This window comes from uncultured Marivirga sp., from assembly GCF_963974845.1.
Classification (GTDB): Bacteria; Bacteroidota; Bacteroidia; order Cytophagales; family Cyclobacteriaceae; genus Marivirga; species Marivirga harenae.
In genome coordinates this window covers 56,055-70,004 of sequence record NZ_CAXBEQ010000003.1, presented here as the reverse complement: position 1 = coordinate 70,004, position 13,950 = coordinate 56,055, and the positions used below count along the sequence as shown (strand labels likewise).

Genomic DNA, 13,950 nt, shown 5'->3' with positions numbered 1-13,950 from the left:
TGACGCACAGATTTATATTGGCAAGTGTAGAAACACTAAGCATTCATTTGGATCATTTTTGATGAAAGACATTGGTACTTTTAATAGCTAAACATCCGATTGCAAATGAATCCTTTAAAAAGAGGAATTTCATCAATCCAAAAATTTCCACCTCCCCTATTTTTCTAAAAAACCCATTTTTCCTACTTTTACACTTAAACTAGAACCAAAACCCACAAATAATATGTCCCAACACAAGCTAACCGATATTGCCAAAATTGCCGTCCGCTATGTAAACACTACCAATCGCTTGATCTTTTTAACAGGTAAGGCTGGTAGTGGAAAAACTACTTTGCTGCGCTATATTATAAACAATACCTACAAAAATGTAGCCGTAGCTGCCCCTACCGGAATTGCAGCAATAAATGCAAAAGGAGTAACTTTACATTCCCTACTCCAACTTCCATTTGGCACTTTCATCCCTGAAGATAATGGAGTAGATTTCAGCCGAACCACTGAACAAATTAATACGCCAAAAACATTCCTGCAACAATTTAAAATGTATGGCAATAAACGTCAGATTATCAAAAATCTAGAGTTACTGATCATAGATGAGGTCAGTATGTTAAGGGCTGATATACTGGATTGCATGGATTTGATCTTACGAATGGTGAGAAAGAACCATCAACCTTTCGGTGGCTTACAAATCATGTTTATTGGGGACTTGAATCAACTTCCGCCCGTGATTCGCCAGCACGAATGGCAATACTTAAATAATTACTATAAAACAGGCTATTTCTTCGAGGCTCTAGCTTTACAGAAAACGGAAATGGTCTATATTGAACTGGACAAAATCTTCCGGCAGTCTGACCCTGAATTCACGTCCATTTTAAACCGATTACGAGATAATCATCTCTCTGACACTGATATCCAAATGCTTAATCAGCACTACGAGAAAGACGTGGAAGGATCCCAAAGAGAGGGCTACATCCATATCACTACTCACAATCGCAAGGCGGATCTACTCAATGAAAAGTCGTTAAAGTCTCTTGATGGAGAAGAGCAAAGTTACACAGCTGAAATCGAAGGTGATTTCCCCGAAAATATGTTCCCAATCCCTGATAAACTAAACTTTAAAATCGGGGCTCAGGTCATGTTCATAAAAAATGACAGCAGCGGAGAAGCAAGGTACTTCAACGGGAAAATCGGTGAGATATCCGAGATGAATGAAGAAACAATAAAAGTAAAACTGAAAGATCCTAAAGATGAAGTAACAGTAGAAAGATACGAATGGATGAACCAGCGATATAGTTTGGATAAGTCCACCAATGAGTTACAAGAAAAGTGGCTAGGAACTTTTAAGCAGTTCCCTTTAAAATTGGCATGGGCAATTACAGTTCATAAATCGCAAGGCTTAACTTTTGAAAAGGCCATCCTAGATTTATCCGATAGCTTTGCACCTGGGCAAATGTACGTTGCACTTTCAAGATTAACTGGTTTAAATGGATTGATTCTATCAGAACCCATAAGTAATATTCCATTTGAACTAGACAAAAATCTTCGTCAATTCGAGGACAATAAAAAAGATCCTACAGCCCTTAATCAGAATCTAGAATCAGACAGAAAAGCATTTTTGTTCAGTAAAGCAAGAGAGACTTTTGATTTTCAAAGCTTAATGAAGGAGCTGAATATTCATTTGGGCAGTTTCAACAAAAGTGAGAATCGGTCCTTAAAACAACAATACGCCAATTGGACAAGAGAAAAAAAGGAACAGTTAGAAGAGCTCTCCACCGTGGGGCTGAAATTCCAAAGTTCATTAGCTCATTATGAAGCCAAAGACGACTACTTGTCTGAGTTAGCTGAGAGAGTCAATAGTGCAGAAGACTATTTCAAACCTAAAGTCAAAGATTTGTTTGATTCATTTAAAGCACATTTGATTGACACCTCCAACCAAAGTAAAGTCAAATCTTATCTAAAGGAGCTAGAAAGCATTACGGAGCAATTGAAATCACAGCTTCTACAAATCAGTAAAACCGCCATGCTGGTAAAAGCAGCTGCAGAGAACCGTATTTTATCTAAAAAGGATTTACATCAGTCTTCGACCTTTGAGGAACAGAAAAAAGAATCTAAGTCAAAGAAAAAGAAAGCGAAGAAAGATAAAACACCCACAGCGGAAGTTTCATTTTCCTTATTCAAGGAAGGATTAAGCATTGATGAAATTGCAGCTAAGAGAGATTTCGTTCATGGAACGATCTTAGGACATTTAGCTCAATATATTGAAAGTGGAGATATTGATGCAACTGATTTAATGGATGCTACCAAGCTGGACCAAATATGCCAAGTGATGGCACTGGATGAGGTAAAAGGAAGTGCAGATGTAAAAGCTAGATTGGGTGATGAATTCACTTACAATGAAATTAAAATCGCATGGGGTCACTTCAAGAAAAATAATCAGAAGGAAAAAGCCCCTTAATCTCCAAAGGAGAAACAATCCATCACCTTTGAACACATGACCTGTGTGGAATGATAGATGGGATATGAACGCAACAGCGTTCCATGCTGGGGGTCGGTCATTTGAATTCTTGAAAACTCGAAACTAACTGCTCAGTTAAAAAAAGCATAAAACTAGTTGAGTTCAGTTGAAAGCCTGCCAATTTGTAATCACGTCAATCTAGGTCAGCTCATTTTTTGAAGAAAAGCGATCACTGCATCTTTTTCATCTGCCGAAAACCAAGTGAATTCTGGATCTCTTTTAAACCAAGTTAATTGCCTTTTAGCATATCTCCGGCTATTTCTTTTTAGCAATCTCACTGCTTCTGCTCTATCATATTCTCCTTCCAGATAACCAAATATTTCAGAATAGCCCACTGTTTGCATTGCATAAAGATGTTTGTATGGGTAAAGTGCTTCAGCTTCTTCAAATAATCCTTCAGAAATCATTTGATCCATTCTTAAATTAATTCTATCGTATAGTTCTTCTCTAGGGCGCTCTAAACCTATTTTTATGATATTAAATGGTCTATCAACTGCATTTTCTTGGGCTCTATAAAAGCTCATGTTCTTGCCAGTTGCACGATAAAGCTCTAAAGCTCTAATTAATCGTTGCGGATTATGCTGGTCTACAATTTCATAATATTCCGGATCAGCTATTACCAGTTCATTTTGCAAATGTTCAATTCCCTTTTCAGCATATTCTTCATTGAGTTCCTCTCTAATTTCTGTTGGAATTACAGGCATTTCATCAATTCCCTCGCAAAGAGCTTTTACATAAAGGCCAGAACCTCCGACTACCAAAATCAAATCATGTTTCATAAATAAGTCGTCCAATAATTTCAAAGCATCCTTTTCAAATTGTCCGACATTATATTCATCATGAATACTAAGCGAATTTATAAAATGATGTGGAATTCCGTCCATTTCTAGCTGAGTAGGTTTAGCTGTTCCAATCTCCATCTCCTTATAGAATTGACGAGAATCAGCTGAAATTATTTCAGACTTTAATCGTTTTGCCAAAAGAATAGATACTGAAGTTTTGCCCACTGCGGTTGGCCCTGCCACTATCACTATGGTTTTTGATTTTTTAGTCAAATTTGATATTTAAATTGATCTTAATGGTGTAAATTGAGATATAAAATTAAGAATTTTGGATTTACAAAAATACGATAAAGAACAACTAATAAAAGAAGTAGAGAAATTGCGCTTAGCACTCTACCAAAACAAATATTTGCTAAAAAATTCCAGACACCTGGAAAACAGCGTGTTCCCAGAAGAAGGAATTGATTTGAGTATGGAGTTCACTGAGGATGGTCGCATTGTAAAAACAAACAAAAATTGGCGCAAAAGTCTTGCCTATTCGAATCAGGATTTAAAACACATATTTATAAGAGATATTATTTTTCCTGATGATTGGCATAAGTTTCAAGATGCTGTTGAAAGAGTAATGCGGGATAAAAGCCAGGAGTTGGTAGAATTAAGGCTGAGCTCGAAGAATAATGATAAAATTCATGTTACAGGAATTTTGTTAAAAAATTTAAGTAACAGAAATGTAATTGCCAACTTTCAGGACATCACAAACCAAATCCATGCACAGAAAGCTCAGAATCTTTTCTATGAAATCACCAATCTGACCTTGAAAAGCGCTGACCTAGATGGACTATTTAAGGGCATCCATGAAAAACTAAAAGAAGCATTGGATGCAGATAATTTTTTCATTGCTCAATTCAGGTTTGAAAAGCAAGAGTTGTTCTTCCCTTATATTCATGATGAATTTATTGAAGACTCTCCTAAATCCACATCCTTTGGGTACAAAAAGGGGCTCTGTGAGTATATCTACCATCAGAAAAAATCAGTTCTCATGAAGGAATCCGACATAATGGATTTGATTCTTGAAGGAAAAATCAATCAATATGGTACAATTCCGAAAGCATTTCTAGGTGTCCCCTTCCAAACCGAAAAAGGAACACCTGGAGTTATCGGTGTTCAAAGCTACAGAGATGAAAATGCATTTCAGAACCGAGATTTGAAATTACTAAACTTCATTTCCAATCAGGTATTGCTGTCGGTAGAAAGAAAATTTATTGAAGAAAAAATCAGTACGCAAGCAGCTCGACTCCAATCAATCTTCAACAGCAGCAACCATATTATATGGTCTATAAACAAAGACTTTAGATTAACTTCATTTAATGCAAATTTTGAATACGAGTTCTTAAAATATTTTAATTTTAAACCTAAAATAAATTCTGATCTAACTGGTAAGTTCATCAATTCTATGATCCCTTTAGAAGCCTATGGGTTTTGGGAACAGAAATTCACTCAGTGTTTAAACGGGGAAACTTTAAATTTTGAGATAGAACTTCCTAATACGCAGGAAAACGATGCCGTTTGGAAAGAAATTTATCTTAATCCAATTTTTACTGAAAGTGGCGAAATCACAGGACTATCAGGAATTGCCCATGATATTACAGAAAAGAAAATTAACGCGCTAAATATTCAGAAAAGTGAATTGAAATTCAGAAATATTTTTGAATCCTTTCAAGATATTTATTTTAACTGCCGATTCAATGGTGAAATTATTTTAATTAGCCCCTCAGTAAAAGAAAATATTGGATATGAGCAAGATGAAGTGACGGGAAATAATGTAACCAATTATTACCTGTACACTAAAAAAACGAAAGATTTATTAAAGAAATTAGTATCCAGGAGAAGAGTGCAAAACTTTGAAGCCACCTTAATTACTCGAGACGGGAGACTGATAAATTGCATTTGTAACGTACGTCTTGTTCGGGATAAAGACAGTAGAGAAGTGACAATTGAAGGTGTGGCACGAGATATTACTAAACTAAAGCAAGCCAACAGAGAGCTATTACATGCTAAAAATGTTGCTGAAAACTCATTAAAAGTAAAAGAACAATTTCTTGCTAATATGAGTCACGAAATAAGAACTCCCATGAACGGTGTCATTGGGATGGTAGATTTGCTGTCCCAAACTCAGCTGAATCCTGAGCAAATGAACTTTGTATATACTATTAAGAAGTCATCAGAGACCTTACTGACGATTTTAAATGATATATTGGATTTGAGCAAAATTGAAGCGGGTAAAATGAAAATACAAACTCATGTTACCGATGTCAAATCCATTTTTGAGAAAGTCTTAAATCTTTTCAGCCAACAAGCCATGCAAAAATCAATTGATTTAAGCTTTAAAATCGATAGTGAAATTCCCAAATATCTAAAAATAGATGAAACAAGGATCATCCAAATTGTTTCTAATTTAACTTCGAATGCATTAAAGTTTACGGAGAAGAAGGGACGAGTTTTATTACATATTTCTAAGGAGATCAAAGATAATTTATACAGAATTGCTGTTGAAGATACTGGTATAGGGATATCAGAAAATGACCAACAACAATTATTCAAACTCTTTACTCAGGTTGACAATTCCAGTACCAAATCGTTTAGCGGGACTGGCTTGGGACTTGCTATTTCAAAACAATTAAGCAGTTTAATGGGCGGACAAATCGGAGTCAGTTCAGAACCGGATGAAGGCAGTGTATTCTGGTTTACCTTAATGGGAGAAGAACCAAGCGTTGCAGAAATTGAAGAATTTGAGAACAGTAAGCAAAATATCCCTAAGAGTTCAAGATTGACTTTTGAAAGTAACAATGCCCCTAAAATTTTGATTGTCGATGATAACACCATCAACAGGCAAGTTGCCAGCCAAATCCTTATGAAATCGGGCTTCAAAACCGACCTGGCTTTCAGTGGCCCTGCAGCTATAGAGAAGGTTAAAAATAATGAGTATGATCTGATTTTAATGGATATTCAAATGCCTATTATGGATGGAGTAACTGCTACAAAAGAGATTAAGAAACTTTCAAAAGCGATTCCGCCAATAGTGGCTATGACTGCTTACTCGATGAAGGAAGACCGTCAGCGATTTTTAGATATGGGCATGGACGATTACTTAGCCAAACCCATTGTCTCTAGTATATTATTGGATGTTATTCAACAGAATTTACCTGGATTCACGTCTAAAAGTAGTAATTCTGAAGAGAATACACCAAAAACGAGCAATGGTAATGAACTTGAATTAATAGATAAAAAAACGCTTCAGCAGCTTAGCAAATACGCTGACAAACCGACTATCAAATCCTTCTTTGAAGAGTTTGAAATTGAAGCAAAAAGTTTGATATTAGAGAGTATAAATGCAGAAAAGACCTCGGATATGGAGAAAATATTAAATAATTTGCATACACTTAAAGGAAATGCTGGAACATTAGGTATTCGCTCCTTAGAAGAACAGGCAAAAAAAATAGAATCCGACTTAAAAAAAGAAAAAACCGAAAAGCTAATGAAGGACTTAAATCATTTGTTAGATAATTTTAATAAATTTACCAACAATTATCAGTCAATATTAAAATAAGATGGCAGAAACTAAGAAAGTACTTATTGCAGAAGACAGCTCGGTAATCCAAAACCTTACCAAAAAAATTCTAATGATGCAAAATTACAGCATCCATTCCGCTAAAAACGGGGAACAAGTATTGAAGGCCTTAGAGTCAGATACTTTCGACATTATTTTAATGGACATTAATATGCCTAAAATGGATGGAATGGAATGTACTAGAGCGATTAGAGCATTGAATGACAAATCAAAATCCTCGATCCCAATAATAGCTATTACTGGTAATGCGAAAAACTACAGTATTGAAGATTTTAAAGAAGCTGGCATCAATGAGTATTTGCAAAAACCACTGAATTTTGACCAATTGGTAGAAACTGTGAAAAAATTAACCAATTAATCATGCTTTAACTGAACAAACTTATTATTAATTAGATTGTAATTAGTACATAGGTTAAAAGGTGTGTAATTAAATTTTAAACTTTAAATATGCAGGTCAAATACACAAAATCATTCCTCAACAAATTAGAAGATGTGTTTTCAGAATCTGATTACATGTTAAGATATGAAAAAGGAAATTTCAAATCTGGTTACTGTGTATTGAAAGATCAAAGCATCGTCATTATCAATAAATTTTTTGATACAGAAGGCAAGATCAATTGCTTAGTGGATATCCTTAAAAATATTGAATTAGACACCAAGACACTAGGTGATAAAAACAAAAATTTCTATTTAGAACTGCAACAAACAGAACTAGCACTTTGAAGGTAACATTTCTAGGAACAGGAACATCGCAGGGGGTTCCCGTAATAGCATGTGATTGCGAAGTATGCCAATCACTAGATTACCGGGATAAAAGATTAAGAACTAGCATTCATATTGAAATAGAAAACAAAAGTTTCGTTTTCGATACTGGCCCTGATTTTAGGACTCAAATGCTTAGAGAACGAATTAATCACTTGGATGCTGTTGTGTATACCCATGAACATAAAGATCATACAGCAGGTTTAGATGATGTTAGATCATATAATTTTAAGCAAAAAATGGATATGCCAGTATATGGCAGAAAGCAAGTGTTAGAACAAATTCAGAGAGAATTTTCATACATCTTTGCCAAGAATAAATATCCAGGAATACCTAAGGTTCAACTGTGCGAAATTGAAAACAAGCCATTTCAAATTGAAGGAATAGACATCGTACCCATTAATGTGATGCACCATCAGCTTCCGGTTTTTGGATATCGAATCAAGGATTTCACCTATATTACTGATGTTAACCACATCCCAGATGAGGAAAAGCATAAAATTAAAGGAAGTAAAGTAGTTGTGTTAAGTGCATTGCAGAAAAAAACACATCTTTCGCATTTCAATCTTGAGCAAGCTGTAGCTATGGTCGAAGAACTGGAGATTCCACAAGCCTATTTTATTCATATGGGTCACAGAATAGGTTTGCATAAAAATGTAGAAGAAGAACTACCTGAGGGTATGAAATTGGCTTATGATGGACTTCAAATAGAACTTTAAAATGCATAATAACTATTATGTGTTTCGACAATTATCAAAAGAATTAGAGGCTAAAATAAGCAAGACTGAATTATTGGCTTGTTTTAGTCAGAGTCGAGATGAATTAATTTTAGGGTTCAGTAATGTATCAGGAGATTTTTACATCAAGGCCTCCTTACTACCTGAGTTTTCTTGTTTAAGTTTTCCTAATCAATTTGCCAGAACAAAAAGCAATAGCGTGGATTTATTCCCTGAGTTTATTGGCAGGAAAGTAGAATCTATACAGCAATTTGAAAATGAAAGATGTTTTGCAATCCACTTTGAAGACAACTACGCATTATTATTTAAAATGCATGGGAATCGCTCAAATATCATTGGTTTTGAATCAGAAAAAGCATTTGAACTATTTAGAAACAGCTTTCCACAAGATTTAGAACTTCAATTAAATGAATTAGACAGGCCTATTGATCAAGTAAAGGAGGCTTTCTTCCAATTTGATGGTAACTACCAAAAGCTATTTCCGACTTTCGGAAAACTCATTAAACAATATTTTCAAAGTATTAGGCTCAATGAAAAAGAATTAGAAGAGCAATGGGAAATCATTTCTTTACTAGAGTCAGACATTAGAAATCCTAATAAATTCTATACCATTTTATGGAATGATGAAATTCATTTTTCACTATTCAAACTTGGAGATATTATAAAAGAAGAGGATAGTTGCTTAGAAGGTATCACTCAATTCTATTATACCTACTCCAAAGAAAATTTCATACGAAAAGAGAAAAAGCGACTTGCCAAGCAGTTGGAAAAGCAAAGGAATCAGAGCATTAACTACATCAAAAAATCAAACCAAAAGCTCGAAGAAGTGCTTGAAAAACCTGGCTATAATCAATTAGCTGATATATTAATGGCAAATATGCATCAAATCCCACCACACGCCAAAGAGGTTGAGCTTTTCAATTTTTATACTAATCAAAATATTATAATACCTCTAAAATCGCATTTAAGTACGCAAAAAAATGCCGAAAACCTTTATAGAAAATCAAAAAATCAGAAAATTGAACTCGAGCAGCTAGAAGCTTCCATCAAACAGAAAGAGTTAGAATTGAAAGAAGTAGAGCATAAGTTATCTGATGTTAATGCTGCAGAGGACATCAAATCTATCAAGAAATTAATTAAACAAAATCCGCAGAAGGAAAGAGCTCAAGTTGAATTAAAAGTACCTTACAAAAAGTTCGAATATGCCGGATTTACCATTTTAGTTGGGAAAGGGGCTAGAGAAAATGATGAACTGACTTTAAAATTCGCCAAGAAGAATGATTTATGGCTGCATGCCAAAGACGTTACAGGTTCTCATGTGGTTATCAAACAACAGAGCAGTAAACCATTTCCTCCGTTAGTTGTAGAAAAAGCCGCACAAGCTGCCGCATTCTACTCAAAAAGAAAATCAGATAGCTTAAGCCCAGTCATTGTAACGCCTAAGAAATATGTTAGAAAGCCTAAAGGCCTACCTCCAGGTTTAGTGCATGTGGATAAAGAAGATACGATTTTAGTAAAACCCGAAGCTTGGTGGATTGAAACCACAAAGAAAAATTAGAGTAAAAGCAATGACCAAAGGCGTACTTATCAGGCCTAAAAACTCCACAAAAAAGAAATGGTATCAAAGTATCTCTGATGCCATTTAAATATTTTTTCTATTGTACAGTTGTAAAGCTATTTTAGATAGCCCCAGATCAATCACTAAAAAAACTATTCCCTCTCTATATTTATTGCTAAATCATTACTCACAGCATCAAATACAAAATCCTGATAAATATTTTTAACATGATGATTATAATCCAATAATGCTCTGGTTTCATCCTCAGAAGCCACTAAGATCAAGCTCTCAGCATCTGGATTTTGAATATTTAAATTAACTCCAATTAGTTCAAATACCTCTCTAATGTTTTGCTTTTCCCATTCTGCACCCATGTAAAAGTAATATCCGCTACTGCCATCAGCAACATATACCAATTGATTAAATACCGCATCTTTTATAGAATTCAATTCCTCAATCTTAACTTTCGGAATTATTATGTCATAATCATAATCCACCAATTGAACAGTAATGGAATTATTGATTTTTTCAACACTATTAGTTAATAATGTACTTTGAGCATTTGCTTTCAGCGTTAAACCAAACAAAGTAATCATAACTATGATTCCTACAAGTACATACTGCTTAACCGGCTTTAAGATATTTGGATACGTTTTCATAACAATTGAATTTTGCTTTTTTATTTATATTCAAATGTCACAAGATTCCCACTGCCAAACATTGGGACAATGCGGAAATTTAGATTAGGTGATTTACCTAATTTCTACCAATGATAGCTATTTAACACCTCTGTCCATCGTTTTAAAATCTTGAAAACACCAGAAGGAATTAACTACAAGGCACAAAAAAAGTCAATGCGAGATCTCGCATTGACTTCTAAAACCAACAAAAAATAAAAAACTATTCTCTCTCTAAATTTATTGCTAAATCATTACTTGCAGCATCAAATACAAAATCCTGATAAATATTTTTAACATGATGATTATAATCCAATAATGCTCTGGTTTCATCCTCAGAAGCCACTAAGATCAAGCTCTCAGCATCTGGATTTTGAATATTTAAATTAACTCCAATTAGTTCAAATACCTCTCTAATGTTTTGCTTTTCCCATTCTGCACCCATGTAAAAGTAATATCCGCTACTGCCATCAGCAACATATACCAATTGATTAAATACCGCATCTTTTATAGAATTCAATTCCTCAATCTTAACTTTCGGAATTATTATGTCATAATCATAATCCACCAATTGAACAGTAATGGAATTATTGATTTTTTCAACACTATTAGTTAATAATGTACTTTGAGCATTTGCTTTCAGCGTTAAACCAAACAAAGTAATCATAACTATGATTCCTACAAGTACATACTGCTTAACCGGCTTTAAGATATTTGGATACGTTTTCATAACAATTGAATTTTGGTTTTTATTTATATTCAAATGTCACAAGATTCCCACTGCCAAACATTAGGGCAATGCGGAAATTTAGACTAAGTGATTTACGTAGAAAGAATTTAAAACTTATAATGTACAATTGCGGGATATGGTATGGAAGAGAACCATCAGGACCAATTAAATACTTTCGCAATCGATCTTTTTAAAGCTACCTCAATCCTCCAAAATCCGTAGTTTAGCAAAAGTCAAAAGAAGTGTTTTTTCGCCAAAATTCTCAAATTCGATTGTGGCTTTTCTATTAGCTCCCTGAACATCCATTTTCTTAACTTCACCAAAACCAAATTTAGGATGTTCGACTTTCATACCGGCATCTAAAGACCTAGTATCACTGGGTGCGAAATCGGGTGATGGAGTATGCAGTTTCTTGCCAGGCGGAACTGCCTTTCTTTCCGTCTTTCGTTGGGCAACCAAATTCTTGGCGTATACGCTATTACTACTGCCGTTATTCAAATTGCCCATTGGTTCGGAACGGTTGAACTTTCTATCTACCTTAACGAATTCTGGGTCAATTTCTTCAATAAAACGGCTAGGTTCACAATTTTTCAATCGACCAAAGCGATAACGGGTTAGAGCGTAGCTTAAAGTGACTTTCTCCATTGCCCTTGTTAGCGCAACATAAAACAACCTTCTCTCCTCCTCTAGGTCTGCACGGCTGTTCAACATCATTTGTGAAGGAAATAAATCTTCTTCCATTCCCACGATAAATACGTGTTTAAACTCTAAGCCTTTAGCAGAGTGAATAGTCATTAAATTAACATGATCATTATTTTCTTTATCCTCATTATCAGCATCTGTGAGTAAAGCAACATCTGCTATAAATGCTTCTAAGGATTTATCTTCCTGCTGCTCGTCATCCACAAACTCTTTAATAGCATTAAGCAACTCTTGAACGTTTTCGTATCGATTTAAGCCTTCAATAGTCTTATCATCATATAATTCCTTCAACAAGCCGCTTTGTTTAGCAATAAATGCTGCAGTATCATATGCATCAGCTTTTTCCAATCTAATCTTAAATGATTTAATGAGGGTTACAAAATTATCAACCGCATTGGCCGCTCGACTTGGCAATACTCTTTGGCTCTTTTGCAATACTTCCCAAATCCCAAGCTCATTTTCATAAGCTCCTACAACAATCTTATCAACTGACGAGGCACCTATCCCTCTTTTCGGTAAATTAATGATCCTTCTAAATGATTGCTCATCATTGTGATTAATTGTGAAACGTAGATATGCTAGTAAATCTTTGATTTCCTTCCTTTGGTAAAATGATAAACCACCATAAATTCTGTACGGAATATTACTTTTCCTTAAAGCTTCCTCCATAGCACGTGATTGGCTGTTTGTTCTATAGAGTATGGCGAAATCTTTATTTTCAAGCTTTTTATTATTCTTATCTTCAAAAATAGAAGAAGCCACTAATCTTCCTTCTTCATTATCCGAAGTAGATTTAATAAGGTGCACCAACTCCCCATCATCATTCTGCGTCCAAATGTTTTTCTTCAGCTGAGCCGAGTTTTTCAGAATTACAGAATTTGCTGCATTCACTATATTTTGAGTACTTCTATAATTTTGCTCCAATTTTATCACCCTTAAATCAGGATAATCTTTTTCAAAGTTTAAGATATTCTGAATATTGGCTCCTCGGAATGCATAAATACTTTGAGCATCATCCCCTACTACACAAATATTCTGATGGACCGATGAAAGTCTTTTAGTTATCAAATATTGAGAAATATTGGTATCCTGAAACTCATCAATCATCACATATTTAAATCGCTGCTGGTACTTATTAAGCACATCTAAGTGATCACGAAAAAGTACATTAGTATTGAACAAAAGATCATCAAAATCCATAGCTCCAGAGCGAAAGCATCGTTGGACATACTCCTTATAAATAGCCCCCATCTTGGGCTTTTGCGCTTGCTCATCTTCCGAGACATAAACAGAATTGTTCATATAATTCTGCCACGAAACCAGATTATTCTTAGCCCCTGAAATTCTATTATAAATTATGTTTTGTTTATAAACCTTATCATCCAAGCCCATTTCCCTTACAATGGCTCTGATCAGTGATTTTGAATCTTCAGTATCATAAATAGTGAAATTGCTAGGGTAACCCAATTTATCACCTTCCGCCCTAAGAATTCTGGCAAAAACTGAGTGGAAGGTACCCATCCATAGATTTCTGGCGTCCGTTCCCACTACCCTTTCAATCCTATCACGCATTTCACGTGCAGCTTTATTGGTAAAAGTTAATGCTAAAATGCTAAATGGGTCCACATTTTTAGTCGTAATCAGGTGGGCAATTCTGTATGTTAGCACTCTAGTTTTTCCAGAACCAGCACCTGCAATAATCATAGTAGGGCCTTCTAGATTCTCAACGCCTTCTCTCTGCGGGGGATTCAAATGACTTAAATAATCCATAGGACAAATTTATAATCTAATTGCCAAGGAGCATCGCAAAGGGAGAGGAAATATCGAAAATAATTTTGGTGCGAGCGGAGAAATTCAATGTA

10 protein-coding genes are annotated in these 13,950 nt (G+C 34.9%); 6 read left to right on the top strand and 4 right to left on the bottom strand.

Going from position 1 to position 13,950, the window contains the following annotated elements:
* The first annotated feature begins 223 nt into the window (after window positions 1-223).
* Window positions 224-2,452, top strand: coding sequence for a helix-turn-helix domain-containing protein (locus tag AAC601_RS07985; RefSeq protein WP_340152973.1), 2,229 nt, complete (start codon window positions 224-226; stop codon window positions 2,450-2,452).
* A 203-nt stretch (window positions 2,453-2,655) separates the two neighbouring features.
* Here AAC601_RS07985 and miaA read toward each other — a convergent pair whose 3' ends face one another.
* Window positions 2,656-3,567: a tRNA (adenosine(37)-N6)-dimethylallyltransferase MiaA gene (gene miaA, locus AAC601_RS07980; protein ID WP_303268588.1), complete on the bottom strand. Its 912-nt coding sequence runs from the start codon at window positions 3,565-3,567 to the stop codon at window positions 2,656-2,658.
* Between the two features lie 55 nt (window positions 3,568-3,622).
* On the opposite strand from miaA, the gene AAC601_RS07975 reads away from it, so the two are divergent.
* The 5 genes from AAC601_RS07975 (at window position 3,623) to AAC601_RS07955 (ending at window position 9,979) form a co-directional block, all read left to right on the top strand.
* Window positions 3,623-6,901: a PAS domain S-box protein gene (locus AAC601_RS07975; protein ID WP_303268586.1), complete on the top strand. Its 3,279-nt coding sequence runs from the start codon at window positions 3,623-3,625 to the stop codon at window positions 6,899-6,901.
* Window position 6,902: 1 nt separating this feature from the next.
* Entirely contained in the window at window positions 6,903-7,280 is a 378-nt protein-coding gene (locus tag AAC601_RS07970; RefSeq protein WP_303268584.1) for a response regulator, read from the top strand.
* A gap of 89 nt (window positions 7,281-7,369) precedes the next feature.
* A complete protein-coding gene (locus AAC601_RS07965) occupies window positions 7,370-7,645 on the top strand; it encodes a hypothetical protein (RefSeq protein WP_303268583.1) in 276 nt (91 codons plus the stop codon).
* Window positions 7,642-8,403: an MBL fold metallo-hydrolase gene (locus AAC601_RS07960; protein WP_303268582.1), complete on the top strand. Its 762-nt coding sequence runs from the start codon at window positions 7,642-7,644 to the stop codon at window positions 8,401-8,403. The genes AAC601_RS07965 and AAC601_RS07960 overlap by 4 nt, the downstream gene beginning before the upstream one ends.
* Window position 8,404: 1 nt before the next feature.
* Window positions 8,405-9,979 (top strand): NFACT RNA binding domain-containing protein, encoded by a 1,575-nt coding sequence (locus AAC601_RS07955; RefSeq protein ID WP_340152972.1) that lies wholly within the window; start codon window positions 8,405-8,407, stop codon window positions 9,977-9,979.
* Between the two features lie 152 nt (window positions 9,980-10,131).
* Here AAC601_RS07955 and AAC601_RS07950 read toward each other — a convergent pair whose 3' ends face one another.
* From AAC601_RS07950 to AAC601_RS07940, 3 genes are all read right to left on the bottom strand, one after another.
* Window positions 10,132-10,638, bottom strand: coding sequence for a hypothetical protein (locus AAC601_RS07950; RefSeq protein WP_303268578.1), 507 nt, complete (start codon window positions 10,636-10,638; stop codon window positions 10,132-10,134).
* A 241-nt stretch (window positions 10,639-10,879) separates the two neighbouring features.
* Window positions 10,880-11,386 (bottom strand): hypothetical protein, encoded by a 507-nt coding sequence (locus AAC601_RS07945; RefSeq protein ID WP_340152971.1) that lies wholly within the window; start codon window positions 11,384-11,386, stop codon window positions 10,880-10,882.
* A gap of 201 nt (window positions 11,387-11,587) precedes the next feature.
* Entirely contained in the window at window positions 11,588-13,858 is a 2,271-nt protein-coding gene (locus tag AAC601_RS07940; protein ID WP_303268576.1) for a UvrD-helicase domain-containing protein, read from the bottom strand.
* Window positions 13,859-13,950 lie beyond the last annotated feature (92 nt).

Excerpts from the sequence above, each read along its gene's own strand:
- AAC601_RS07985 (WP_340152973.1), top strand. The coding sequence starts at position 224 with ATGTCCCAACACAAGCTAACCGATATTGCCAAAATTGCCGTCCGCTAT.
- AAC601_RS07970 (WP_303268584.1), top strand. The coding sequence starts at position 6,903 with ATGGCAGAAACTAAGAAAGTACTTATTGCAGAAGACAGCTCGGTAATC.
- AAC601_RS07965 (WP_303268583.1), top strand. The coding sequence starts at position 7,370 with ATGCAGGTCAAATACACAAAATCATTCCTCAACAAATTAGAAGATGTG.
- AAC601_RS07955 (WP_340152972.1), top strand. The coding sequence starts at position 8,405 with ATGCATAATAACTATTATGTGTTTCGACAATTATCAAAAGAATTAGAG.
- AAC601_RS07950 (WP_303268578.1), bottom strand. The coding sequence starts at position 10,638 with ATGAAAACGTATCCAAATATCTTAAAGCCGGTTAAGCAGTATGTACTT.
- AAC601_RS07945 (WP_340152971.1), bottom strand. The coding sequence starts at position 11,386 with ATGAAAACGTATCCAAATATCTTAAAGCCGGTTAAGCAGTATGTACTT.
- AAC601_RS07940 (WP_303268576.1), bottom strand. The coding sequence starts at position 13,858 with ATGGATTATTTAAGTCATTTGAATCCCCCGCAGAGAGAAGGCGTTGAG.